This is a genomic window from Pacificibacter marinus, from assembly GCF_018860665.1.
Taxonomy (GTDB): Bacteria; Pseudomonadota; Alphaproteobacteria; order Rhodobacterales; family Rhodobacteraceae; genus Celeribacter; species Celeribacter marinus_A.
On record NZ_JAHKPK010000055.1, the window covers coordinates 90,154 to 114,291 of the forward strand.

General features: G+C 53.7%; 20 protein-coding genes and 1 tRNA gene. 13 read left to right on the top strand and 8 right to left on the bottom strand.

All coding sequences use genetic code 11. From position 1 onward, the window contains the following. Position 1 precedes the first annotated feature (1 nt). The 3 genes from KO497_RS14380 to ccoS are packed head-to-tail and all read left to right on the top strand — an operon-like array spanning position 2 to position 2,810. Entirely contained in the window at positions 2–460 is a 459-nt protein-coding gene (locus KO497_RS14380; protein WP_215944641.1) for a FixH family protein, read from the top strand. A gap of 14 nt (positions 461–474) precedes the next feature. Next, on the top strand, positions 475–2,652 hold the full coding sequence (locus KO497_RS14385) for a heavy metal translocating P-type ATPase (RefSeq protein ID WP_215944642.1): 2,178 nt from the start codon (positions 475–477) through the stop codon (positions 2,650–2,652). Then, a complete protein-coding gene (gene ccoS, locus KO497_RS14390) occupies positions 2,649–2,810 on the top strand; it encodes a cbb3-type cytochrome oxidase assembly protein CcoS (RefSeq protein WP_215944643.1) in 162 nt (53 codons plus the stop codon). Before KO497_RS14385 ends, ccoS begins: the two co-directional genes overlap by 4 nt. Positions 2,811–2,813: 3 nt before the next feature. Here ccoS and KO497_RS14395 read toward each other — a convergent pair whose 3' ends face one another. After that, positions 2,814–3,512 carry an arylesterase gene (locus KO497_RS14395; RefSeq protein WP_215944644.1) on the bottom strand — a complete coding sequence of 233 codons (699 nt, stop codon included), beginning with the start codon at positions 3,510–3,512 and terminating at the stop codon, positions 2,814–2,816. Positions 3,513–3,528: 16 nt separating this feature from the next. Here KO497_RS14395 and KO497_RS14400 point away from each other — a divergent pair, with 16 nt between their 5' ends. Further along, on the top strand, positions 3,529–4,221 hold the full coding sequence (locus KO497_RS14400) for an ABC transporter ATP-binding protein (RefSeq protein ID WP_215944645.1): 693 nt from the start codon (positions 3,529–3,531) through the stop codon (positions 4,219–4,221). After that, on the top strand, positions 4,218–6,767 hold the full coding sequence (locus KO497_RS14405) for an ABC transporter permease (protein WP_215944646.1): 2,550 nt from the start codon (positions 4,218–4,220) through the stop codon (positions 6,765–6,767). The genes KO497_RS14400 and KO497_RS14405 overlap by 4 nt, the downstream gene beginning before the upstream one ends. Before the next feature lie 269 nt (positions 6,768–7,036). Here the strand turns inward: KO497_RS14405 and KO497_RS14410 are convergent, their stop codons facing one another. Beyond that, positions 7,037–9,841 carry a methyl-accepting chemotaxis protein gene (locus KO497_RS14410; RefSeq protein WP_215944647.1) on the bottom strand — a complete coding sequence of 935 codons (2,805 nt, stop codon included), beginning with the start codon at positions 9,839–9,841 and terminating at the stop codon, positions 7,037–7,039. A 638-nt stretch (positions 9,842–10,479) separates the two neighbouring features. Here KO497_RS14410 and urtA point away from each other — a divergent pair. The 5 genes from urtA to urtE all read left to right on the top strand — a co-directional run bounded on the left by urtA (position 10,480) and on the right by urtE (position 16,488). After that, on the top strand, positions 10,480–11,775 hold the full coding sequence (urtA, locus tag KO497_RS14415) for an urea ABC transporter substrate-binding protein (RefSeq protein ID WP_215944648.1): 1,296 nt from the start codon (positions 10,480–10,482) through the stop codon (positions 11,773–11,775). An 81-nt stretch (positions 11,776–11,856) separates the two neighbouring features. Further along, positions 11,857–13,812: an urea ABC transporter permease subunit UrtB gene (urtB, locus tag KO497_RS14420; protein WP_215944649.1), complete on the top strand. Its 1,956-nt coding sequence runs from the start codon at positions 11,857–11,859 to the stop codon at positions 13,810–13,812. Between the two features lie 4 nt (positions 13,813–13,816). Beyond that, positions 13,817–15,049, top strand: coding sequence for an urea ABC transporter permease subunit UrtC (urtC, locus tag KO497_RS14425; protein ID WP_215944650.1), 1,233 nt, complete (start codon positions 13,817–13,819; stop codon positions 15,047–15,049). Then, the gene (urtD, locus tag KO497_RS14430; protein WP_215944651.1) at positions 15,046–15,786 is read left to right on the top strand and encodes an urea ABC transporter ATP-binding protein UrtD; all 741 of its coding nucleotides are present in this window, start codon (positions 15,046–15,048) and stop codon (positions 15,784–15,786) included. The genes urtC and urtD overlap by 4 nt, the downstream gene beginning before the upstream one ends. A gap of 3 nt (positions 15,787–15,789) precedes the next feature. Then, entirely contained in the window at positions 15,790–16,488 is a 699-nt protein-coding gene (urtE, locus tag KO497_RS14435) for an urea ABC transporter ATP-binding subunit UrtE (RefSeq protein WP_215944652.1), read from the top strand. Between the two features lie 145 nt (positions 16,489–16,633). Here the strand turns inward: urtE and KO497_RS14440 are convergent. From KO497_RS14440 to puuE, 4 genes are all read right to left on the bottom strand, one after another. Then, a tRNA-Met gene (locus KO497_RS14440) sits at positions 16,634–16,710 on the bottom strand. Positions 16,711–17,309: 599 nt separating this feature from the next. Further along, positions 17,310–17,795: an ureidoglycolate lyase gene (locus KO497_RS14445; protein ID WP_215944653.1), complete on the bottom strand. Its 486-nt coding sequence runs from the start codon at positions 17,793–17,795 to the stop codon at positions 17,310–17,312. Beyond that, the gene (locus tag KO497_RS14450) at positions 17,792–18,622 is read right to left on the bottom strand and encodes a bifunctional allantoicase/(S)-ureidoglycine aminohydrolase (RefSeq protein ID WP_215944654.1); all 831 of its coding nucleotides are present in this window, start codon (positions 18,620–18,622) and stop codon (positions 17,792–17,794) included. Before KO497_RS14450 ends, KO497_RS14445 begins: the two co-directional genes overlap by 4 nt. Then, a complete protein-coding gene (puuE, locus tag KO497_RS14455) occupies positions 18,619–20,052 on the bottom strand; it encodes an allantoinase PuuE (protein ID WP_215944843.1) in 1,434 nt (477 codons plus the stop codon). Before puuE ends, KO497_RS14450 begins: the two co-directional genes overlap by 4 nt. A gap of 164 nt (positions 20,053–20,216) precedes the next feature. Between puuE and uraH the strand changes: the two genes are divergently transcribed. The 3 genes from uraH (at position 20,217) to KO497_RS14470 (ending at position 22,230) form a co-directional block, all read left to right on the top strand. Next, a complete protein-coding gene (gene uraH / locus KO497_RS14460; protein ID WP_215944655.1) occupies positions 20,217–20,576 on the top strand; it encodes a hydroxyisourate hydrolase in 360 nt (119 codons plus the stop codon). A 3-nt stretch (positions 20,577–20,579) separates the two neighbouring features. After that, on the top strand, positions 20,580–21,812 hold the full coding sequence (locus KO497_RS14465; protein ID WP_215944656.1) for a urate hydroxylase PuuD: 1,233 nt from the start codon (positions 20,580–20,582) through the stop codon (positions 21,810–21,812). 103 nt (positions 21,813–21,915) lie between these two features. Then, positions 21,916–22,230: a hypothetical protein gene (locus KO497_RS14470; RefSeq protein ID WP_215944657.1), complete on the top strand. Its 315-nt coding sequence runs from the start codon at positions 21,916–21,918 to the stop codon at positions 22,228–22,230. 52 nt (positions 22,231–22,282) lie between these two features. Here the strand turns inward: KO497_RS14470 and KO497_RS14475 are convergent, their stop codons facing one another. Continuing rightward, positions 22,283–23,287: an aldose epimerase family protein gene (locus KO497_RS14475; RefSeq protein ID WP_215944658.1), complete on the bottom strand. Its 1,005-nt coding sequence runs from the start codon at positions 23,285–23,287 to the stop codon at positions 22,283–22,285. Beyond that, on the bottom strand, positions 23,287–24,138 hold the full coding sequence (locus KO497_RS14480) for an SMP-30/gluconolactonase/LRE family protein (protein WP_215944659.1): 852 nt from the start codon (positions 24,136–24,138) through the stop codon (positions 23,287–23,289). Before KO497_RS14480 ends, KO497_RS14475 begins: the two co-directional genes overlap by 1 nt.

A 24,138-nucleotide genomic window follows, 5' to 3' on the forward strand; every position in this document is an offset into this window, starting at 1 on the left:
TATGACACGTGAAATCACTGGCAAACATGTCTTGATCGGGACTGTTTCGGCTTTTTCGGTTATCATCGGGGTGAATCTGTTTATGGCCTATAGCGCCATTCGCACCTTTCCGGGGCTTGAGGTGAAAAATTCTTACGTCGCCTCACAAACGTTTGACGTCGACAAGGCCTCGCAAGAAGCCTTGGGGTGGACGATTGATGCCACCGACAAAGACGAAAAGCTTTACGTGACCATCACCGGCGCAGACGGATTGCCGGTTCAAGTGGCCTCTATTGCGGGCACCTTGGGGCGCGCGACCAACACCAGCCAAGATCAAACGCCCCAATTCACCTTTAACGGCACGTCTTACGTGGCCGACACTGGCCCGTTGGCGACGGGCAATTGGAATTACCGCATGGTGGCCACAGCGCTTGACGGCACGCCGTTTAAACAACGCGTCGTTATCCATGTGAAACGCTGATCAAGGCGCGCGTTATGTCTCAAGCTCAAATATCCGCCTGCCCAGCCTGTCTTGCAGCCCCCGCTGCCAAAGACATGGCTCATGAGCGGGATATGAAAGACAGTCAGATCACCTTGTCGCTGCCAGCTATTCATTGCGCCGCTTGTATTTCAGGCGTGGAACGCGCGCTTATGCGACAATCAGGCGTGCGGGCGGCACGGGTCAATCTGACCCTAAAACGCGCGCAAGTAGAGGCAGACGACACGACATCCGGCCAAGAGCTGGCCGATGCGCTGACCGCCATCGGCTTTGAAGCCTATGAGCTGGACGCGGGCACTTTGGCCGCCACACAAACCGACCGCGCGGGCCGAGCCATTTTGACCCGCATCGCCGTGTCGGGTTTCGCCATGATGAATGTCATGCTGCTGTCCGTGGCGGTCTGGTCGGGTGCCTCGGACGCCACCCGCGATATGTTCCACTGGATTTCGGCCGCTATTGCTGTGCCAGCCATCGCCTATGCCGCCCAGCCGTTTTTCATCTCGGCATGGACAGCCCTGCGCGCCAAGCGATTGAATATGGATGTGCCGATTTCCTTGGCCATCTTGTTGGCCGTTGGCATGTCACTCTACGAGATCTCATTGTCGGGCAGACATGCCTATTTCGACGCGGCTTTGTCTTTGACGTTTTTCCTGCTCGCTGGGCGCTATCTCGATTACCGCACGCGGTCCATTGCACGCTCTGCCGCCGAAGAACTCGCGGCCTTAGAAGTGCCCCGCGCCATGCTGGACGACGGGACAATTGTGCCCATCGGAGACCTCACCACCGATCACATCGTGCGGGTTGTCCCCGGTGCGCGGGTGCCTGTGGACGGGATCGTCACAGGCGGCGCGTCTGAATTGGATCGCTCGCTGCTGACAGGGGAAACCCTGCCTGTGGGGGCAGCAAAAGGCTCTCTCGTCAGCGCAGGCGAGGTGAATTTAACAGGACCATTGCTGGTGCAGGTCACGGCTGCGGGCGCGGACAGTTCTTTGCACCGCTTGGCCGATTTGGTCGCAATGGCGGAAACTTCGCGCAATCGCTATACGTCTTTGGCCGACCGCGCCGCACGCATTTACGCCCCCTTGGTGCATTTGTTGGCTCTTTTCGCCTTTATCGGCTGGGTTGTGGCCACGGGCGATGTGCGTCATGCGCTCAATGTCGCTGTGGCCGTCTTGATCATCACCTGTCCTTGCGCGCTAGGATTGGCCGTGCCTGCCGTGACCACCGCTGCCTCTGGGCGGTTGTTTCGCGCTGGCATGCTGATCAAATCGGCCACAGCATTGGAACGACTGGCCGAGGTCGATACGGTTGTGTTCGACAAAACCGGTACGCTGACCCAAGGCCGCCCGCAGCCCTCAAACTGGGATGCGATTGCGCCTGAGGCGCGCTCCATCGTGATGGCCTTGGCCGCAGGATCGGCACATCCATTGTCCTCCGCTTTGTATGACGCGGCGCGTGCATCTCATTGCGCCCCTGCGGACGTTTCAGAAATTACCGAAGTTCCAGGTCAAGGGATCGAGGCCCAGTGGAATGGCCAGCGCATCCGCCTTGGCCGCGCCGCTTGGTTGGGGGCTGAGGCCTTGGCGCAAACCGCCACTTATCTGCAAATCGGTGATCAGCCTGCTGTGGCCTTCACCTTTGTCGATCATCTGCGCGACGGGGCGGAACAGGCCGTGGCGGCGCTCAAAGCCCAAGGCAAAGATGTTATCTTGCTGTCAGGCGATGCGCCTGCCGCCGTGGCTGATATTGCCGCGCGCGTTGGCATTGACGCGTGGGAGGCCGAATGCCTGCCCCTTGGCAAAGCATCGCGGGTCAAAGAATTGGCCGAGGCAGGGCGCAAGGTTTTGATGATCGGTGATGGGTTGAATGACACGGCCGCTTTGGCCGCAAGCCATGTGTCCATTTCGCCAGCCTCTGCGTTGGAAGCCACCCGCGTTGTCTCTGACATTGTCTTGTTGGGCAATTCTCTGGCCCCGATTGGGGACGCCACCACGCTGGCCGTATCTGCCACCCGCCGTATCAAAGAAAACTTCGCCATCGCTGCGGGGTATAACATGATCGCCATTCCCATCGCCTTGGCGGGGTTCGCCACACCTCTGGCCGCTGCCTTGGCCATGTCGACGTCATCGATTACGGTTTCGCTCAATGCGCTGCGTTTGAGAGGTTTTAAATGAACGTTCTTGTGTTTTTGATCCCGATTTCATTGCTTTTGGGCGGCATCGGACTGGTGGCGTTTTTTTGGTCGATCAAGTCGCGTCAATTCGACGACCCCCAAGGGGACGCCGCGCGTATTTTGACCACGGATTACGATGACCATCCGCGCGAAGATTGATGTCTATTTGGCTGTTTGATCGCGCGCTTCTTGCGCCAGTTCAACAACTTTCGGGCCTATGCTGTCGACGATAATTCCAACACCCACAGCGTTCGGGTGAATGCCATCGCCTTGAAAATAGGTCGCCAAGACTTCTTGCGTCGTGCCCAAATCGGTCAGCGGGCGCAGAAAGCTTTCCACATAAAGCGTGTCGTATTTTGCCGCCAAATCAGGATAGATCGCTGCAAAATCAGCCTTGTAGTCTGGCCCAAAATTGTCCGGCACATCGATGCCCACAAGCAAAACAGGGATATCTTTATCAGCGGCCACGGATAAAATCCCGTCCAGATTGGCGCGCGCCACAGCCGGATCGGTGCCGCGCAGCACATCATTGCCCCCAAGCGCCACGATCATCGCATCAACATCAGGCGTCAGCGTCCAATCCACACGGGCAAGCCCGCCCGCGGTGGTGTCGCCCGACACGCCAGCGTTCATGATGATCACGTCTTGGTTAGCGGCATCCAACCAGCCTTGTAATTGGACCGTAAACCCGTCTTCTTGAACCAAACCGTAGCCTTGCGTCAGACTGTCACCAAGCGCTGCAATTGTCACAGTGTCTTGAGCCTGCGCATCGGTGCTGGCCAGTATTAGAAAAACCGATACGATATGCGCCGTTAAAAACGTGTTCACACGGCCCGCGCCGCCATATCGATAGCGATACATATTTAGAAAGCATCTTATGACCGACACAGTTATTTCCCTCACAGATATCGGACTGTCTTTAAACGGCAACGCGGGGCCTGTCGATATTTTGCATGACATCTCGCTCGATGTGATGCGGGGCGAAACCGTAGGTCTCATTGGGCCATCTGGGTCAGGCAAATCGTCGCTCCTTATGTTGCTTGGCGGTTTGGAACAGGCCACCACCGGTGTCGTGTCCGTGTTAGGGCACAATCTAACCGACATGAATGAAGATGCTCTTGCGCGCTTTCGTAGAGATCATATGGGGGTGGTGTTCCAATCTTTCCACCTTATCCCCACAATGACCGCGCTTGAAAATGTCGCAACGCCTTTGGAATTGGCCGGACATGCAGACGCCTTTGATCGCGCGCGTGAAGAACTTGAGGCCGTGGGGCTTGGCGCGCGCTGCGATCATTTCCCGTCGCAAATGTCTGGCGGCGAACAGCAACGCGTGGCCTTGGCCCGTGCCGCAGCGCCACGTCCTGCGATTTTTCTGGCCGATGAGCCCACAGGGAATCTGGACGGGACAACGGGCGAGGCGATCATGGATTTGCTGATGAGCCTGCGCGACCGCCACGGCGCGACGATGGTGCTGGTCACCCACGCGCCAGAGCTGGCCGCGCGTTGTGATCGTGTGATCCGCCTGCGCGATGGCGCCCTTGATCTTGCATCGGCTGAGGCCGCGCAATGACCGCGCTGCAGCACAAAAACTTGGCCAAAGTTAAAATGGCGTGGAAAATTGCCCGCCGAGAATTGCGTGGCGGCTTGCGTGGGTTTCGAGTGCTGGTGGCCTGTTTGGCGCTGGGCGTCGCGGCCATCGCGGCGGTCACATCGGTGCGCGAAAGTATTTCTGCAGGACTTGACCGCGAAGGCGCAGCCTTGTTGGGGGGCGATGCGGAACTGGAATTCACATATCGGTTCGCAACAGACACCGAACGCGCATGGCTTGAAGCCAACAGTTTGGCCGTGTCCGAGATCACGGATTTTCGCTCTATGGTCACACGCGGTGACGAGCGGGCTTTGACCCAAGTGAAAACCGTCGATGACGCCTATCCATTGATTGGCTCTGTCACCTTGTCGCCCGATATGCCTTTGTCGCAAGCACTTGATGGGCGTGATGGTATTGCTGGCGTGGTGCTGGCCCCGATGCTGTTTGAGCGTCTTGGCCTTGCCATCGGCGATGAAATCCAAATCGGCGCGGTGCCTTTTATTGTGATGGCCGAGCTGACAAATGAACCTGACAATGCGTCCGTTGGTTTCTCGCTGGGACCGCGCTCGCTTGTGCGCACATCCGCGCTGGCCGCATCCAATTTGCTGTCGCCTGGCACCTTGTTCGAGACGGCTTATCGTTTGAAATTGCCGGAGGGCACAGATCTAGAGACGGCAAAAACAACCGCCCAAGCCGCCTTACCCGATGCGGCCTATCGTTGGCGCGATGCGCGCAATGGCGCACCGGGCATGGCGCGTTTCGTCGAACGCCTTGGATCGTTTTTGGTTTTGGTCGGACTTGCAGGATTGGCCGTTGGTGGCGTTGGTGTCTCATCCGCTGTCAGCGCCTATTTGGACCGCAAAACCACCATCGTCGCGACCTTGAAAACCCTTGGGGCAGATCGCGCCACCATTTTCATGGTTTATGCCATTCAAATCGGTGTGTTGACCAGTTTTGCCATCGCGATTGGGCTGGTTCTGGGTGCAGCTGTGCCCCTGATGGTCGCGCCGATCATCGAATCTATGCTGCCAGTGCCAGTTGAAATGTCTGTCTACCCGCAGTCCTTGCTAGAGGCCGCGGTCTATGGTGCTTTGGCTGCAGCCATTTTTGTGACCTGGCCTTTGGCGAAAACAGAAAAAATCCGCCCAGCAGCGCTTTACCGCGACTCTCAATTGGGTCTCAAAGGCTTGCCGCGCCCGCCCTATTTGATCGCGATTGCGGGCATGGTGGCTATATTGGTTGCCCTTGCTGTGGCTTTCACCGATACGCGCGCTTTGGTGCTTTGGTCCTTTTTCGGATTGGCCTGTACGTTTGCGCTTTTGGTGGTCTGCGCTGCGCTGTTGCGTCTTCTCGCGCGTTGGATGGCTAGGCGGAATTTTACCAAAGGTCGCCCTTATTTGCGTTTGGCGCTTGGGTCCGTTGGCGGGCCTAGCGGAGAAACCTTGTCTGTCGTGCTTTCTCTCGGTCTGGGTCTCACAGTCTTGTCGGCAGTTGGACAAATTGACACCAATCTGCGCGGTGCAATCGCGAACGAATTGCCTGACATTGCGCCTTCTTACTTTGTCGTCGATATTCAAAAAGACCAAATTGATGGGTTTACCTCGCATTTGGCCTCAAGTGACGGCGTGAAAAAATATGAAACGGCACCGATGTTGCGCGGCTTCATCACCAAAATCAATGGCCAAGACGCCAAAGAGGTGGCGGGTAATCATTGGGTTATTCGCGGTGATCGCGGCGTGACCTATTCGGCCCAAAAACCCGAAAATGCACGGATCACCCAAGGCACGTGGTGGACTGAGAATTATATGGGCGAGCCGCAAATCAGTTTCGCTGCCGAAGAGGCCGCCGAAATTGGTCTGTCTTTGGGCGATACTTTGACGCTCAATATTTTGGGGCGTGACATCACAGCACGCGTCACATCGTTTCGCGAGGTCGATTTTTCAGGCGCGGGAATGGGGTTTGTGTTGTCGATGAACCCGGCGGCTATTGAGAATGCCCCTCACACTTACATTGCTACAATTTATGCCGATCAAGAGGTCGAAGCACCGCTCATTCGTACCCTATCGAAAGCCTACCCAAATATCACAACCATTCGGGTGCGCGATGCCATCGACCGCGTGGTCGCCGTTATGACAAGCATCGCGGCCGCCACAACCCTTGGCGCACTGGCGACATTGATTACAGGTGCTGTGGTTTTGATCGGTGCTGCCGCCGCAGGCGAAGAAAAACGCCGTTATGAGGCCGCAATTTTGAAAACTTTGGGCGCGACCCGTTTGCGTGTGTTGTGGAGCTTCGCCTTGCGTTCGCTCTACATGGGGTTTGCGGCAGGCGCGGTCGCCGTCGGTGCAGGCGGTTTGGCCGGTTGGGCGGTGACGCATTTCGTGATGGAGGCATCCTTTACCTTTGAATGGCGCGCGTCGCTTGCGATTGTCTTGGGCGGCATCGGACTGACATTGTGCACATCGCTGTGGTTTTCTTGGCGCGCTATGCGCGCGCGCCCAGCAGGTGTCTTGCGGTCAAAGGACTAAAAGCGCGCGGGCGCACTGGAAATGTCATAGTGAAAGCAATTCCCTTCTGCGCCATCTCTGTGATTGCGCAGGGTAACATTGAAAGCATCGCCGCGGCAGGTATCCCACGCAAATGGCCTTAGGATCAGTGTTCATCTACGTATTGCTGCCCGCCCTAAGCGGCGCATCCCAATAAACCTTGCGAGGCCTTCTTAGATAATGCTGCGGGCTAGGGGAAAATTCCTTACACGATAGATGTTACATCCTGTCGGATCGTTAAGCAGGCACGTTTAAGACGCCAGCTCAACATCACCAAGATCAGAATCCCATTGGGACGAGGCTGCGTTTTGCGTGTCTCCCGTGCTTTCCGTTTTGAATTGAGCAACAATCGCTGTCAGTGTTGAGGCCTCTTGTGTGAGAGAATGGCTGGCGGCTGTCGTCTCTTCAAACATGGCCGCGTTTTGCTGCGTTGCCTGATCCAGATCGGCCACGGCAAGGTTTATTTCGGAAATTCCGGCAGATTGTTCGGTCGCCGATGTTTCGATCTCAGCCATATGACCAGCGATTTTTGTGACATCCCCCACAATAGATTTGAGTGCTTCTCCCGTTCGATCGACCAAAGATACGCCTCGTTTGACCTCTTCACCTGAGTCGGAAATCAATTGATTGATCTCATGCGCCGCTTCAGACGATCTTTGGGCCAAGGCGCGGACTTCGGAAGCGACCACAGCGAACCCTTTGCCAGCCTCACCTGCGCGCGCCGCCTCGACGCCTGCGTTCAAAGCCAGAAGGTTTGTTTGGAAAGCGATATCATCGATGACGCTGATAATTTTCGAAATTTTCGAGGATGAGGCCGAAATAGCATCCATGGCGTTCATGGCATCCTTGACCACAAGGTTCGTCGACTCCGCGTTTTGGTGTGCGGCTTTTACTGTTTGATTGGCAAGCGCCGCGCCATCTGCCGCAGATTTAACGGAAACCGTAAGCTGTGTTAGTGCCGCAGCGGATTCAGCCAAAGTTGAGGCTGTGCGCTCTGTGCGCACCGACAGATCGTCGGCAGCGTGAGAAATTTCTTTGGAATTGGTATGAATGGTTTGCGAGGTGTCTGATAGTTTTGAGACGACATCTTTTAGGGATATCACAGCATCGTTGAAGTCACTGCGCAGCTGTTCATAGCCAGCTGGAAAATCTTCGTCGAGTGTCTTTGAAATATCGCCCTGAGCCAATCTACGAAGACCATCGGCAAGGGCCTTCACGATGGCAGATTGCTCTTCATGACGCTCGGTGCGTTCAGCCTCAGCTGCGGCTCGTGCTTTTTCCTTTTCACGCTCCGCCGCCGCGGCAAGTTCTTGTTCACGTGCTGCAATTTTGCGGGCACGCTCTTGTTCTTCTGCTTCTTGTTCTTTTGCGCGCTTAGCGGCAGCAATTTCTGCGAGGCGTTCGCTTTCGGCGCGTTCGACAGCTTCGGCATCCATACGCTCTTTTTCAAGCAGGTTGTTTCTGAAAACGCGCAGAGCTGACATCAATCGGGCAATTTCGCCCTGCGTTCCGCCTGTTTTCTTAAGCTCGGACATGTCACCATTTGCAAGCCGCTCTGTACTTTGGGTGACAACCTTTAAAGGTTGTACAATCGTGAAATGGATCATCAACAGTGCCGCAGTGACGGCGATAACCGCGATGGTACTAATGGAGCGCATGGTGGCTGAGGCATTGCGTGCGTCTGTGACGACGATGGAACCTGCTTCGTCTATGGCAGCAAGGCTTTCGTGTGAAATGTCAGTCACTTCATGCGAGATGGATAGAATTTTTTCAATTAGATGCGTGGCTTTGGTCCGAGAGGACGATTGCGCGTTTATGGCTTGCAGACGCGTGGCCAGCGCCCCTGTTTCAGGGTCGGTTGCCGATAGAATTTGACGCACTTTGTCTGCCGTTTCATCCGCAACGAGGTTTAAGTTTTTCTGGATATCTTCTCGGTCTTGAAGCAGTTCAAATTGTAGGGCTTGGATGTAACCTGGATTGATGGATGAGGCGCCTTGTTGCAGCTTTAGCAGCGCAGATTTGATCGCGATGTTGAGCGAGTCTACGGAACGAATTTCAGCGAATTTCACATCAGTTAAGTTTTTAATGATTGCGTCATTCCCACGAAGAAAACTTTGTCCTGCATCATCAAGAGCTTGCATGTCATTCGCGATAATCATTTTGGTTGTGTTGGCAAATTTTGCTTGAGCTTGCAGCAGGGTTTCGCGTTGCTGCGAAGAGACAGTCCCATTGGTGGTGTGAATTTGATGTAAGTGCCCCAAAAGTTCCTTGCTGGCGGCTAAGGCGGGGACATCTCCGTTGATGATGCCAATTCGATTCACGGTGCGTTCAAGATCTTTGATTGTGTTCAAGCTGAGTTTTTTGGCCGCGAGCGCCGCCACGTTATTTGGATCGGCGATGGCGGCATAGGCGAGGGTCGTGCTTGTCGCGTGTTCCGCGCTTGCCTTGAGTTCATAGAGCGTGGCCAGCCCGCCCATATTTGCGTCGATTAATGCATCGACACCGGTTTGAGCCGCTTGGATCGCTTCGCCAGTTGCAATCATCAGACGGAACGAGGCTGATTTGTTGATGTCAGTCAGCTCGCCAGACACCTTATGCGACAGATCATTGAGCGCGGCCATCAGTTTGAGATTATCTGAGCTTGAGGTGAGGGCGAGATGTTTTTGGGCGATAAGTTGGCGGGTGTCGCTGAGCAGTGCTTGCACCGATAAGTTGAGGTTTTCGTGACCTTCGCCGGGAATTGCTTGCGCCGCTTCAAGTAGTTCTTGCGCAGCTGTGTTTATATTGTCTTGGTGAGTCGGAAAACCGATCAGGGAATAGGATGCTATAAGCGCGTTTGTTGCGTCTTTGAACTTGAGCAGGGCGTCTGAAACTTGCATCGCGGCGTCAAGTGGCGGTAAATTGTCTTCGACCAAAGTTTCGACTTCATCCGTTATGGTGGAAATGAGTGAAGTTGAAATCAAGATTGCTGCAGCGGTTGTGCCCGCAAGTGCGAGAATGGCGATGGCCATTTTGATGGCGATTGAGCCGATAGCTTTCCCAAATAGTTTATTCATTTGTTTCCCTAGGCCACATGTTAGAAATTCAATCCTGCACAGGCACAGCGGTGTGATCACTGCGCGGATCGGTCGTTTGGCTTAAAATGGGCGAAATCAACGAATAAAGTGTTTACGCTCAAAATTTTTAGGAGTTGGCGCTTGCACTTGTCACTCTAGGCGGCCGAATTTGAGGTCGAAATGCGGGGGGCATCGAGGAAGGCACGCGCGATTGGGGGCGCAAAGGTGGAATCGGTGGCAGATGTTTCTGTGTATGTTTTCTGTGCAATTGCTTTGGTAGCGCGTGATTTTTTATTGATTAGATTAATTTGTCATCTTTAATAGTGATTTCGCACAAAAATTAGACTGTTGTGTGGAAATCAAGCGGCACAAGAGGCCTGTGTTCACCTAGTCGTGTTCAAAACCAATCAGTGGGGCAAAGTGTTTAAAGCAATTCAACTGGCAGCTTATTCAAAGGCACCGGAAGATTTGCGGGGTAATGTGTGATGATGGCCAGACTTGCAGGTCGCCACCACCACACGAATGCAACTGATTAACGCTGCTAGGGGAATGTAGGCGTTTCAAGCCAACAATGGAAGTCGTCCATGGCACTCGCAATTTTGCGGGCTGAAACTGCACGCCTTTGGCATCCATAAAGGATGATCGACGTGACCACCAAACTTAAAGCCACATTGGCCTCTGCTCTCATCGCCACAACTGCTATGACAACTGCCGCATTGGCACAAGATTGCACCACAAAAGTAGGTGTTTTGCACTCTTTGTCAGGGTCTATGGCGATTTCAGAGACCACACTTAAAGACGTTATGTTGATGCTTGTTGACGAGCAAAACGCCAAAGGCGGCGTTCTTGGATGCCAATTGGAAGCGGTTGTTGTTGACCCTGCCTCCGACTGGCCACTTTTCGCAGAAAAAGCCCGTGAACTTTTGACAGTACACGAGGTTGACGTGATGTTCGGCAACTGGACATCTGTGTCACGCAAATCTGTTTTGCCAGTGATCGAAGAATTGAACGGCTTGCTGTTCTACCCTGTTCAGTACGAAGGCGAAGAGTCATCGAAAAACGTGTTCTACACAGGGGCTGCGCCAAACCAGCAAGCTATTCCTGCGACAGATTACTTCCTCGACGAGCTTGGTGTTGAGAAATTCGCGTTGCTTGGCACAGACTATGTCTACCCACGCACAACAAACAACATCCTCGAATCCTACCTTGAGGGCAAAGGCATCGCGGCAGAAGATATCTTTGTAAACTACACACCTTTCGGCCATTCTGATTGGTCCAAAATCGTCGCAGACGTTGTGGCCCTTGGCGCAGACGGCAAAAAAGTCGGCGTGATCTCTACGATCAACGGCGATGCGAACATCGGTTTCTACAAAGAATTGGCATCCGCTGGTATTTCAGCTGACGACATTCCAGTTGTTGCCTTCTCAGTTGGCGAAGAAGAACTATCCGGTTTGGACACATCCAATCTTGTGGGTCACTTGGCCGCTTGGAACTACTTTCAATCTGCAGAATCCGAGCTGAACGATGAATTCATCGCGGCATGGAAAGCGAAAATGGGCGAAGAGCGTGTTACAAACGATCCAATGGAAGCGCATTTCATCGGGTTCAACATGTGGGTCAACGCTGTTGAAGCGGCAGGCACAACAGACGTAGACGCGGTGCGCACCGCGATGTACGGCCAAGAATTCCCGAACTTGACGGGCGGCACTGCAGTGATGGGCGTTAATCACCACCTCGCGAAACCTGTTCTGATCGGCGAAATCCAAGCTGACGGTCAATTCGACATTATCTCCCAGACAACTGAAGTGCCTGGCGATGCGTGGACGGACTTCTTGCCAGAATCCGCAGTGCTGATGTCCGATTGGAAAGACCTCGGATGTGGCATGTACAACACCGAAACGGAAACATGTGTTCAGCTGAAATCTAACTACTAAGAGTTCGCTTTTGCTGGCCCATATGACTTTCAAAGGGCGGCGCTTTTGCCGCCCTTTTCATTCCATTCAAAGAAGATCCCTATGATCCGCTTTCTGACAGCCATTTTCATTGTCTTGGCCGCTTTTGCATCGCCTGTTTTGGCCCAAGATCAAACGATCCAAGAGGTGCTGCAACAGCATCGTGAGGTGATCGAAAAATCATCCCGTAGAACAATCGGCCCTGCGATTGATGCCATCGCTGCCTCAGGCTTGCCCTCCGCGCAAAATGTTTTGCAAAAATGGCAGTCGAGGGACATGTGGCAACGTAAAGAAGATGGGATGTTTTTCTATGCTGAGGAAGTGGATTCAAAGACTTACACCCTTTATGATTTCGACAGTGACACGGCTGTTGGCGATTTCGCCAAAGGCGATCTGTCACAGTTGAAACCCAATTCGGGTATTCGTGCGGTTATTGGCGCGGCCCTTGTGCAGTTTCAGTTGAACGACCCTGATCCTGCGCGCCGCTCAGAAGCCATTTTGGCCATTCAACGTGATGGCGAGGCCTCTCATTTGGCCCCTTTACGCGCCTCGATCGCTGGCGAGACCGATCCTGACATCAAAGCGCTCAAGGAAGTGACCGAGCGCTTGCTGACAATTTCCTATGACACAGATGATGCCGCGCGCGTGGCTGCGATCCAAGGGTTTAACGGGGCTTTGTCACTGGATGTCCGTGCCGTGTTAAACCCCGTTTTGACCACGACAATCGCGCTAAAAGACAGCCTGCCGGATGATGCAAATATCAAACGCAGGGTCATCGCAGGCTCTGAGGCATTGCCCTTTGAAGACGCGCTGGCGCGTATGGTCGCGGCAGGCATGATGCCTGCGCAACCTACAATTTCAGAGCGCAAAGATGCGCTTGTCGCCAATATCCAAGACGGCATGGTTGGTGGTGTTGCTGTGGCAGACCTCGCCGACCAAGACGCCCGTGATCGTGCCTATATGGTCTTGGTGTCCGAAGGTGTCGTCCCTGAATGGGATGCGGGCTATTCGATTGAAGATGCCGTGAAATCCACCGAGTTTGTCGAAGTTTACACCGAGCCGTCCAAGATTGTTACAGACGCGGCCGAGGCCACGTTGAAAACCATTGATCGTGCTGTTGGCTTGAACCAAACCATGGATTTGGCCCTTGATGGATTGTCTTTGGCCTCGATCTATTTTCTGGCCGCCATCGGTCTGGCCATCACCTTTGGGGTGATGGGCGTGATCAACATGGCGCATGGCGAATTCATTATGATGGGCGCCTACACCGGTTACGTTGTGCAGCAGATTATCCCTGATTACACCGTCTCTATTCTGGTCGCGATTCCTGCGGCATTCATGGTGACGTTCGCCGCTGGCGTGGCGATGGAGCGTTTGATCATTCGCTGGCTGTACAACCGTCCGCTTGAGACGCTTTTGGCCTCATTCGGTGTGGCCATCGCGCTTCAACAAATCGCGAAAAACATCTTTGGCACGCAGGCCCGTCCGCTGACTTCGCCTGCATGGTTAGACGGCGCTTTGGTGTTCAATGATGTGCTGGCGATCTCTTACATTCGGATCGCGATTTTCGTGCTGGCGGGTATTTTCCTTGGGGTGTTCTTGTTCATTATGAAGAAAACCCGTCTTGGTTTAGAGACCCGTGCCGTGACGCAAAATCCGAAAATGGCCGCATCAATGGGCATTAACCCTGACCGCGTGAATATGCTCACATTTGGGCTGGGATCTGGTATCGCGGGCATCGCGGGCGTGGCCATCGGGCTTTACGCCAAGGTGACGTCCGAGATGGGTGCAGATTACATCGTGCAGTCGTTTATGACCGTGGTTGTTGGCGGTGTTGGCAATATCTGGGGGACTTTGCTGGGCGCGCTTGGCATCGGTTTCTTACAAAAAGGCATCGAATGGCTGAACCCGTCCAACACTTTGGCCGCACAGACCTATATGATCGTCTTTATCATTATTTTCATCCAGTTCCGGCCCAAGGGTATCATCGCCCTCAAAGGCCGTGCGGCGGGGGATTGATCACATGAAAAACTCATTCTTTATGAAAAACCCGTCTCTCTTGGTGTTCCTCGGCCTGCTGGCTCTGTTCACCCTTGGCGTCACCTTGATGTCAGAGGCCTACGGATCGGGCTTGGTCTCGACCTCTTTCGTTAAAACACTGGGCAAAACGCTATGCCTTGCTTTGGTCGCCATCGCGATGGATCTGGTCTGGGGCTACACAGGTATTCTATCGCTCGGCCACTTCGCTTTCTTTGGTGTGGGCGGCTATATGATCGGCATGTGGCTGATGTATGCGCGCACCGAAATCATCGTGGTCAACTCATTGGCCTCATCACCCATTCCCGCCACAGCATCGGAAATTTCAGACGCCATCGGCAGTCAGATTTTCGGCGTCGTCGGATCGTCGGACTTTCCCGCGATTTGGATGTTTGCCGATAGTCTGACCCTGCAATTGATGATGGTGGTTTTGGTTCCGGGCCTTGTGGCTTTGGTCTTTGGTTGGCTCGCCTTTCGCTCGCGCGTCACTGGGGTTTACCTGTCGATCCTGACTCAAGCCATGACCCTCGCGCTGTCTTTGTACCTGTTTCAAAACGACTCTGGCCTGCGTGGCAACAACGGGTTGTCTGGTCTGCAAAACCTTCCCGGTGCCGATGATATTCCGCAAAGTGTGATGTCGATTTGGTTCCTTTGGGCCTCGGCTTTGGCGCTGGCACTCACCTATATCGCTACGTCTTTTGTGGTCTCTGGCAAGTTCGGGTCTGTTATTCGCGGCATTCGCGATGACGAGGCGCGGGTGCGGTTCTTGGGCTATTCTGTTGAGGGGTATAAGCTGTTCGTCTTCGTGCTCACCGCCATTATGGCCGCCATCGGTGGCGCGCTGTATTACCCGCAAGCGGGCATCATCAACCCCGCTGAAATCGCTCCGATTGCGTCGATTTACCTCGCGGTTTGGGTCGCCATCGGTGGACGGGGGCGTATCTATGGCGCTGTGATCGGCGCTGTGGCGGTCTCGCTGGTTTCCACGTGGTTCACAGGCGGTCAAGCGCCCAATATCAATCTTGGGTTTTACGAGGTGAAATGGGTCGATTGGTGGCAAGTTCTGCTGGGTCTGTCCTTTGTTCTGGTCACTTTGTTTGCCCCCAAAGGTATCGGTGGTTTGGTCGATATCTTCACTGGGCGTTTTTCGCCGAACCGCAAGGGTGCGCCACTTGGGCCTGATGCTGGGTCCTTGCGTGAAGAGGAGGCCGAGAAATGAGCCAGCTTTTAGAAGTCTCAGGTATTTCCGTGTCTTTTGATGGGTTTAAAGCCATCAACAATCTGTCGTTCTCAATCGGTCACGCCGAAATGCGGGCCATCATCGGGCCGAACGGGGCGGGTAAAACCACCTTTATGGACATCGTCACTGGCAAGACAAAACCCGATGAGGGCACTGTCTTGTGGGGGGATTTGTCGCGCAATTTGATCGGCATGAACGAAGCAAAAATCGCCCGCATCGGTATTGGGCGCAAATTTCAACGCCCGACCGTGTTCGAGGATCAATCGGTTTTCGACAATCTGATGATCGCGGTCAGCAATGATCGTTCGCCGGTCGCTGTGTTGTTCTTTCGCCCCAAAGCCAAAGACATCGCCAAAGTGCATGAGCTGGCTGACACCATCGGTCTGACAGACGAGTTGGCGCGCAAATCAGGCGAGCTATCACATGGACAAAAACAGTGGTTGGAAATCGGCATGTTGCTGGCGCAAGACCCGAAATTGCTGCTGGTGGATGAACCCGCCGCAGGCATGACCTTGGGCGAACGCGAACACACCACCGACATCTTGAAAGAGGCCGGGAAAACCCGCGCCGTGGTGGTGATCGAACATGATATGGAATTTATCCGGCGGCTAGAGTGTAAAGTGACCGTGCTGCACGAAGGGTCCGTTTTGGCCGAAGGCTCGCTGGATCACGTGACCAAAAACCAAGGCGTCATCGACGTCTACTTGGGGAGATAACCAATGCTCGATGTTCAAAACCTATCGCTGCATTATGGTGGCTCGCAGATTTTACATGACGTGGCGCTGAGCGCTCAGGCGGGCAAGGTGACCTGTGTCATGGGCACCAACGGGGTTGGCAAGACAAGCCTTCTGAAAGCCATCTGCGGCGCGCATCCTCGATCCTCTGGCACGATGATGCTGGACGGCGAAGACGTAGGCCGTGCCAATTCTGATGTACTGGCCAAAAAAGGCATCGGTGTTGTGCCGCAAGGGCGGATGATTTTCCCGCTGCTGACCGTGAAAGAAAACCTTGAGACCGGCTTTGCCTGTCTGCCGAAATCCGAACATTACATCCCAGATGAGGTGTTCGAATTATTCCCGATCCTCAAAGACTTTTTGCACCGCCGTGGCGGCGACCTATCAGGCGGGCAACAGCAACAATTGGCCATCGCGCGGGCACTGATCATCAAGCCGAAACTCTTGTTACTGGATGAGCCGACAGAGGGCATCCAGCCCAATATCATCCAACAAATCGGCCGCGTGATTGCGCTTTTACGTGATCGTGGCGATATGGCGATTGTGCTTGTGGAACAGTACTTTGAATTTGCCTACGATTTGGCCGATCAATTGGTGTTCATGGAACGCGGTCGTGTCACATCTGTGCATGATAAGGCTGACATCACCAAAGAAGAAGCTGCCAAAGTCTTCCGTATCGCCTAAATCATTTGAATGAAAAAAATGCGCGTGGGATCTAAGACGATCCTGCGCGTTTTGACGTCATATGTGGGGCTGTTTGCGCGAAGCCTTAAAAGCATCGCCACCATTGCCCAAAGACAATGCGATCAATCAACATTGTAAGGGGTAATGGTAGCGGAGGAGGGACTTGAACCCCCGACACGCGGATTATGATTCCGCTGCTCTAACCAACTGAGCTACTCCGCCGAAGTGCCGCGTAAGTAGTCCGTCACTCTGGCAGGGTCAAGAGAGAATCTGCCACTTTTCTTGATCACGTTGTTTTTCTTTTTCTGACGGGCTTTTTAGGTGCGCAGCCTGTTGCCATTCATGGCCCGCAAGGGCGTCGCTGAGATCATCATTTTAGACCCCCTGACTGTCTCCTCTATCTGTTCGCACTGCGTGGTGCCCTCTTTGATGTCGGCGGCGCTGACGGCGGACAGGTCGGGTTAAACTACACCATCCTGCCCGCGGGCACCCAAGTGAATTTGCAGGGCATGGATGAAATCGAGCAGCCGACAGATGAGGATCTCGTTTTAGAAACCCTCGGTGAAAGCCGATTCTCAAGAGGTCAAAATGCTGCGCAGCAAATGTTTTGAACCAATGGGTTAAGATCTCGTGATTCGAGCGATCTGCTTATACATTTGAGTGAGGCTGTCGTCGGATCTGCCTCAATGTTTTTTGAGCGAACAAGCGGCTGCGGTTAAAATCACCACTTCAAAAACCATTAAAACATGTAAAGTGGCACTGACCCAAATCTTTAAACAGTTTAAAATCCGCGCCATAAAGTCTTGCAAAGTTTTAAAACTCTAGGTCTCGCCCGCCATCACCATCCAAGGCACATCAAAGGTGAACTCTTCCAAATTTGGCGTCTCACCAATGCGGTCGATCACGGCGAACATGCCGTTGCCTGCCAAAGGCGTCAACACTCCGTGCCAAGTGCCACGGTGAAAGTTGATTGCCTGCGCGCCGTCGGTGATAAACGCCTTTGGTACTGCATCAGGGCCGTCCGAGACGATCACCAAAAACGGATCATCCGACATCGGTACAAAGGCTTGTGATCCCTCAGGGTGACGCTCGATCAGATCAAGTTGATAGGGCAGGGATCGCACGTCAGCTTTAAAGATGGAAATGCCCACGCGGGCTTGCATCACATCGACCTTTGCGCGGTCATGAAACCGTCCGCATTTGCCCGCGTTGATGATCTTGTCCGGTGGGCCACACGCATCCAAAACATCACCGTAGGGGGCAAAGGCTTCAGCTGTCAAAGGGGTGATGACAATAGCGTTTTTCATCGCCGATGGCCTGCTAGATCAAGCGATACATGACGGTTGACGTCCTTGTACAAAAGATAGCGAAAGGGCGCGTCGCCTGTGGCAATGCAAGCCTGCGGACAAAAGGCACGCAGCCACATAAAGTCACCGGGGCCGACTTCGACCCAATCTTTATTTAACAGATACTTAGCTGTGCCCGACAGCACATAAAGCCCGTGTTCCATCACATGGGTTTCGGCAAAAGGAATGCGCCCACCAGGCAGAATATTGACGATATTGACGTGGAAATCATAGCGCAAATCAAAGGGGTCAAAAAAGCGTTGCGTGGCCCAAACGCCATCGCAGTCTGGCATTTCGCTTTTGGGGACTTCCGTTTCATGCACGGTGAAGGCTTCGAGCGGATTCAGGCTTTGCATATGGTCATAACGTTTGCGGATCCAATGAAAGCCGCAGGGCGCATCTGTGGTGTTCCAGATTTCCCAAACAGCACCAGCAGGAATATAGGCCAAATGCCCTGCTTTGAGGGTCGAGCGCGCGCCACCTATAGACAGGCGTAGCTCGCCAAAGGCGACAAAAATAACGGCTTGGGCTTCGCGATCTGGTTCAGGATAGGATGTGCCACCACCGGGGGCCAATTCGACCGCATATTGCGCGAAAGTTTCCGCAAATCCCGTCATGGGGCGCGCTAAGATCCACATCCGCATGCCGTTCCAGCCAGGTAGGAAACTGGTGACGATATCACGTTGCACACTTGCGGGAATGACGGCGTAAGCCTCTGTAAAGACTGCGGTACTTTCAGGATTTTCACTTTGTGAGGGCAAGCCGCCGGGGGGGAAGGCGTAGGTCATTTTTGGCTTTCAGATGTGTCAAATAGGTCGTGCAACCGGTGCCATGCGATGCGTTCCACTTGGGCGCAGGCGGCTGCAAATTCGGTGTCGCGTGAGTGATTTAATCGGGTGTGAAACGCCGATAAGATCGTGTCCTTGGTATTGTCTTTGACAGCGATGATAAAGGGGAAGCCGAACTTTTCGACATATTGCGCGTTTAAATCTTGAAAGGTTGCACGTTCCGCGTCGGTCAAGGCATCTAAGCCTGCGGAGGCTTGCTCGGCGGTGCTTTCTGCGGTCAGGCGTTTGGCCGCGGCAAGTTTACCTGCAAGGTCGGGATGGGCTGTTAAAACACCAAGTTTCTCATCCTGTGAAGCTGAGCGGAACATACGGAACAGCGCAGAGTGGATGCCTGTTGCGCCGTCATGGGCAGGCCCAAGTTCAAGATCAAAAGCGCGCTCGGCGATCCAAGGGGAATGTTCATAGATGCTGCCAAACGTGGTTACAAAATCTGTGCGATCCATTTGGCTGGGACGGGTCTTGCGGACATGGGGGTGCGTTTGTGCCCAATGTTCGGCGATCTCGACGCGCTTGGGAGTCCAAACGTTTTCAAAGGTTTGGATGTAGTCGATGAATTTTTTCAGCCCCGCCAATTTGCCAGGGCGTCCGATCAGGCGACAATGCAAGCCGATGGACATCATTTTGGGCGTGTGTTCGTTGCCTTCGGCATAAAGCACATCAAAAGCGTCTTTGAGATAGGTGTAAAACTGCTCGCCAGTGATATAGCCCGGAGCAGTGGCAAAGCGCATATCGTTGGCCTCGAGTGTATAGGGGATGATCAATTGGTCGCGTTCGCCGACCTCGATCCAATAGGGCAGGTCGTCGTCATAGGTGTCTGAGATATAATCGAAACCGCCTTCCTCAGCGACAAGGCGCACTGTGTTTTCCGAGCAACGCCCAGTGTACCAGCCACGGGGACGGGCGCCTGTGACCTCGGTGTGCAGGCGCACGGCCTCTTTGATGGCGGCGCGCTCGTCTGCCTCAGGCATGTCTTTGTGTTCGACCCATTTTAAACCGTGGCTGGCGATTTCCCAATCGGCCTCTTGCATGGCTGCAACCTGTTCAGGGGACCGTGCGAGCGCTGTTGCGACGCCATAAATGGTCACCGGAATATCTGCGCCCGTGAACAGGCGGTGCAAGCGCCAAAAGCCCGCGCGCGCGCCGTAATCATAGATGCTTTCCATGTTCCAATGTCTTTGGCCTTGCCATGGTGCTGCGCCCGCAATGTCGGATAAAAACGCCTCTGATGCCGCATCGCCGTGCAGCACGGAATTTTCGCTGCCCTCCTCGTAATTCAGCACAAATTGCACCGCGACACGCGCATTGTTCGGCCATTTCGGATCCGGCGCGTTGGGGCCATAGCCGGTCATATTGCGTGGGTAACGAGACAGTTTTTGTTGCATTTTGAGAGGCTTTCAAAATTTTTGACTAATTGATAGGCTTTTCGCCTCTTTTACTACCGTTTCTTCCCTAAGGTCTGCAAAAGATTGATTGCGCAAGAGCCGTCTTTCCGACAGCTTAAAGTCAAATAGCGAATAAATTGAGCATATAACCTATGACTTCCGGATATTTGACGACACATGTTCTCGACACAGCGCTTGGTTTGCCTGCGGGTGGCCTTAGGGTCGAACTGTTTGCCTTGGACGGGGACAGTCGGGTCAAGCTGGTCGAGATGATCACCAATGACGATGGGCGTACCGACAGTCCAATTTTACCCAAAGGTGATTTTCAATGTGGCGCGTATGAGTTGGTGTTTCATGCTGGCGATTATCTGCGCGCTCAAGGCACTACGCAGCCTGAGCCATTTTTCTTAGACATCATCCCAATCCGCTTTGGCATAAACGATATGGCGTCGCACTATCACGTCCCGCTTTTGCTGTCGCCGTTTGGATTTTCAACATACCGCGGGAGCTAACAAATGATTTATCCGATTTTAATGGAATGGTTGGAATTCGCGGTGCGTTGGCTGCATGTCGTCACGGCGATCGCATGGATAGGATCATCGTTTTACTTTATCGCTTTGGACTTGGGTCTGCGCCCTTCAACCGACGGTCGCAAAGGCGTTCATGGTGAGGAATGGCAGGTACACGGTGGCGGATTTTACTTTATTCAAAAGTACTTGATCGCCCCAGAACGGATGCCAGAGGATCTGATTTGGTTCAAATGGGAAAGCTACGCGACATGGCTGTCGGGCGCTGCTTTGATGGTCCTTGTCTATTACCTTGGGGCCGAATTGTATTTGGTTGATCCCAATGTGTTAGAGATGCCGATTTGGGCTGGTATCGCGATTTCCATCGGGTCTTTGCTATTCGGTTGGATTGCTTACGATCTTATTTGTAAAAGTAAATTTGGCGACGATAACACGCGATTGATGATCTTGTTGTATGTGATCCTTGTGGTCATGGCATGGGGCTATACGCAGGTGTTCTCAGGGCGTGCCGCGCTTTTGCATTTGGGGGCCTTTACGGCGACGATCATGACAGCGAATGTGTTTATGGTGATCATGCCAAACCAACGTATCGTGGTGAAGGACCTGAAAGAAGGCCGCACGCCGGATGCGAAATACGGCAAGATCGCCAAGCAACGCTCAACCCATAACAACTATCTGACCTTGCCTGTGCTTTTCATGATGTTGTCCAATCACTACCCCTTGGCCTTTGCATCCCAGTACAATTGGCTGATCGCGGCACTGGTGTTTTTGATGGGCGTGACCATTCGGCACTTTTTCAACACCATGCACAAACGCGAAGGCATGTTGTGGTGGACTTGGGGTTTAACGGCGGCTCTGTTTGTGGCGGTGATTTGGTTGTCAACAATTGGGATTTACAACCAAGACAGCGGCGATGATGATCTGTCTCAACTAGGCCCCGTGGCGCAGCGCTTTGCCAGCGCAGACGGGTTTGAGGATGTGCATGAACTGGTGCTGGGCAACTGCTCCATGTGCCATGCGGTTGAGCCTGCATGGGATGGCATGGCGTCGCCCCCGAAAGGTGTCGTGTTGGAAACGGCGCAGCAAGTGGCCACCCATGCACGCGAGATCTGGCTTCAGGCTGGGGCAACTCACGCGATGCCCCCTGCGAACCTCACCTATATGGAAGACGAGAGCCGCGCGATGATCCGCAAATGGTACGAGGCAGGTTTGAAGGGGTGACACGCTTTGTGGGGAGCGCTTGTGCACTAAGGTGGCGCTTTGAGAAACTTGCTCGACGTGCGGTTGACGTATAAGCTCGTGGCCTTTTGAAGGAGGAAAAATAGTGATCGAATTTGACGAAAGTATCGTGACAAGCGAATTCACCCCGCTGAGTGAAAGCGAAGTAGAAAATTTGAGGACTGAGCTAGAGTTTGCCAAGCAAGGTCTCTTCTCTATGGGGGAGAGGATGTCTGAATTGAAGAACCTCGGCTATAGAATAGCGTTTAACAGTAACTTCCCTCAGTATTTGAGAGCTACGCCTGTACGTAGTGGCGGTGGAGCAATCATAGCAGCAGGTATGGACCACTTTATTTTTCAACTGCCAGGTCAACCTAGAATGGCGGTGCCATATGGGATAATCTTGCTGCAGCTACCTTAATCGAGGGGCTAATAAATTACTTTATTTATGGTAAATGAACCATTGAACCAGCCTAAGGTTGACATAGGTTTAGGCGCGTAAACGTCCAGTTTGTGACCTGCTGATAAGTCTCACCTGCGCGCAGCATGCAAGACGGAAAACCTGTCTGATTGGGCGCGTCTGGCCAGCGTTGTGCCTCTAGCGCGATGCCGGAATGTGGCGCATAGGGTGCACCGTTATGGCCTTTGAATTCACCAGATGAAATGGGCCAAGCGTCAAAGACTTGCAGGCCCACCTCTGTGGTTTGCATCACCATCGTCACGCCGTTTTGTCCGGTCAATGTGCAGGCGGGTTTGAGAACGCCTTCATCGCCTTTCAGGCAAAAATTATGATCAAGTCGTTGTCTGTGCTTCGGGTCCATGACGGTGGCTTCGCGCAGGTCAAATCCTGTACCGTCAACGGTTGCAATACCCGTGGGAATGCAGGCGGCATCAATGGGCACATAGCTGTCGGCGGGCACGGTCAGTATATGGCCGTCAATGGTGGTGGACCCATCCAAATTCCAATAGGAATGATTGGCAATATTGATCAGCGTGTCGGCATCTGTGGTGGCCGAAATCTCAAGTGTTAGCTGGGCGGCCTCGGAAATTGTAAAGCGGGCGGTTATCACCCTATGACCCGGGTAACCGTCTTTGCCATCTGTCAGCACAAGCTCAAGCGTCACACTGTCGGTGCTTTGCGCTAAGACCGTCCAGACCTCTTGATGGATGCCACGGGGGCCACCGTGTAAAGATGTCGTGCCTTCATTGGCCACCAGTTGCAGCATTTGTCCGTTGAGTGGAGCAGAGGCATTGCTGATGCGGTTGGCAAGCGGCCCGACCAATGCGCCAAAGTATAACAGATCAGCCTCGTAAGCCTGCAAGCTGTCGCTGCCCAAGGTGAGACTATGGGGCACGCCTTGCAGGTGGAGGCTGTGAAGCGTGGCGCCGAATGTCAAAATGGTTGCTGTCAGGTCGTTTTTGGCTATTGTGATGGCCTCAACCGTTTGGCCGTTTCGCGTGGTGCCAAAGGCGGTCATTACAAGATCACCTGATGTTCTGTCTGGCCCTTGGCGACATTTTCAACGCAAAATACATGCCCGTGCAGATCGCTTTTCTCAAGATCAGCATCACAGAGACCTTGTTGCGCTGAGGTGACAAACAGGGTGGTGCCATCAGCGCCGCCAAAGGCAGGGCAAGAGCTTTGCGCACCGCCCACCTCGATATGATGCTGCAATACCCCATCAGGGGCGTAACAGGCCACGCGGTAGCTGCCCCATTGCGCGTTCCACAGGTTGCCATCCGCATCGACAACAGACCCGTCTGGGTGGTTGGCATCTTTGACAAATAGGTCCGCTTTGCCTACGGGCCAGCCGTCATCATCCAAATTGAGGCGCATGATTTTATCGGTTGCTGTGTCGGCGTAATAGGCGTGCTGTCCATCAGGGGAAAAGCAAATGGAATTGGGGATAGTAAGATTACTAACAACCTTGCGCAAAGCGCCGTCAAAATACCGGTAAATCGCGCCAGCTTTGGCTTCGGCATTTTTGCCTATGGTGCCAATCCAAAACCCGCCAAAGGGGTCTGCACGCCCATCGTTTGAACGGGTCGCGGGATTGTCTGCTTCCAAAGCGCAAATGAATTCCGTGTCGCCGGTTTCGATGTCAAAGGCCTGCAAACACGTCTCTGACGCCATAAGCAAAGTGTTGTGATCGACCCAACCTGCGGCGGAAACATGTTCGTCGAACTGCCATGTGACCTGTGCGCCATCCGACATTGTGTGCAGGCACATGCCGATGATATCGAACCAGAATAATTGGTTGCGGGTTGGGTGCCAAATCGGCCCTTCGCCAAGCTCCGATTTCGTATCGCTGTAAACGGTATAGCTCAT

Excerpts from the sequence above, each read along its gene's own strand:
- KO497_RS14475 (WP_215944658.1), bottom strand. The coding sequence starts at position 23,287 with ATGACCGCCTTTGGCACCACGCGAAACGGCCAAACGGTTGAGGCCATC.
- urtA (WP_215944648.1), top strand. The coding sequence starts at position 10,480 with ATGATCGACGTGACCACCAAACTTAAAGCCACATTGGCCTCTGCTCTC.
- ccoS (WP_215944643.1), top strand. The coding sequence starts at position 2,649 with ATGAACGTTCTTGTGTTTTTGATCCCGATTTCATTGCTTTTGGGCGGC.
- KO497_RS14480 (WP_215944659.1), bottom strand. The coding sequence starts at position 24,138 with ATGAGCTATACCGTTTACAGCGATACGAAATCGGAGCTTGGCGAAGGG.
- urtC (WP_215944650.1), top strand. The coding sequence starts at position 13,817 with ATGAAAAACTCATTCTTTATGAAAAACCCGTCTCTCTTGGTGTTCCTC.
- urtB (WP_215944649.1), top strand. The coding sequence starts at position 11,857 with ATGATCCGCTTTCTGACAGCCATTTTCATTGTCTTGGCCGCTTTTGCA.
- KO497_RS14385 (WP_215944642.1), top strand. The coding sequence starts at position 475 with ATGTCTCAAGCTCAAATATCCGCCTGCCCAGCCTGTCTTGCAGCCCCC.
- KO497_RS14465 (WP_215944656.1), top strand. The coding sequence starts at position 20,580 with ATGATTTATCCGATTTTAATGGAATGGTTGGAATTCGCGGTGCGTTGG.
- KO497_RS14400 (WP_215944645.1), top strand. The coding sequence starts at position 3,529 with ATGACCGACACAGTTATTTCCCTCACAGATATCGGACTGTCTTTAAAC.
- KO497_RS14450 (WP_215944654.1), bottom strand. The coding sequence starts at position 18,622 with ATGACCTACGCCTTCCCCCCCGGCGGCTTGCCCTCACAAAGTGAAAAT.
- KO497_RS14380 (WP_215944641.1), top strand. The coding sequence starts at position 2 with ATGACACGTGAAATCACTGGCAAACATGTCTTGATCGGGACTGTTTCG.
- KO497_RS14405 (WP_215944646.1), top strand. The coding sequence starts at position 4,218 with ATGACCGCGCTGCAGCACAAAAACTTGGCCAAAGTTAAAATGGCGTGG.
- uraH (WP_215944655.1), top strand. The coding sequence starts at position 20,217 with ATGACTTCCGGATATTTGACGACACATGTTCTCGACACAGCGCTTGGT.
- urtD (WP_215944651.1), top strand. The coding sequence starts at position 15,046 with ATGAGCCAGCTTTTAGAAGTCTCAGGTATTTCCGTGTCTTTTGATGGG.
- KO497_RS14445 (WP_215944653.1), bottom strand. The coding sequence starts at position 17,795 with ATGAAAAACGCTATTGTCATCACCCCTTTGACAGCTGAAGCCTTTGCC.
- KO497_RS14410 (WP_215944647.1), bottom strand. The coding sequence starts at position 9,841 with ATGAATAAACTATTTGGGAAAGCTATCGGCTCAATCGCCATCAAAATG.
- KO497_RS14395 (WP_215944644.1), bottom strand. The coding sequence starts at position 3,512 with ATGTATCGCTATCGATATGGCGGCGCGGGCCGTGTGAACACGTTTTTA.
- urtE (WP_215944652.1), top strand. The coding sequence starts at position 15,790 with ATGCTCGATGTTCAAAACCTATCGCTGCATTATGGTGGCTCGCAGATT.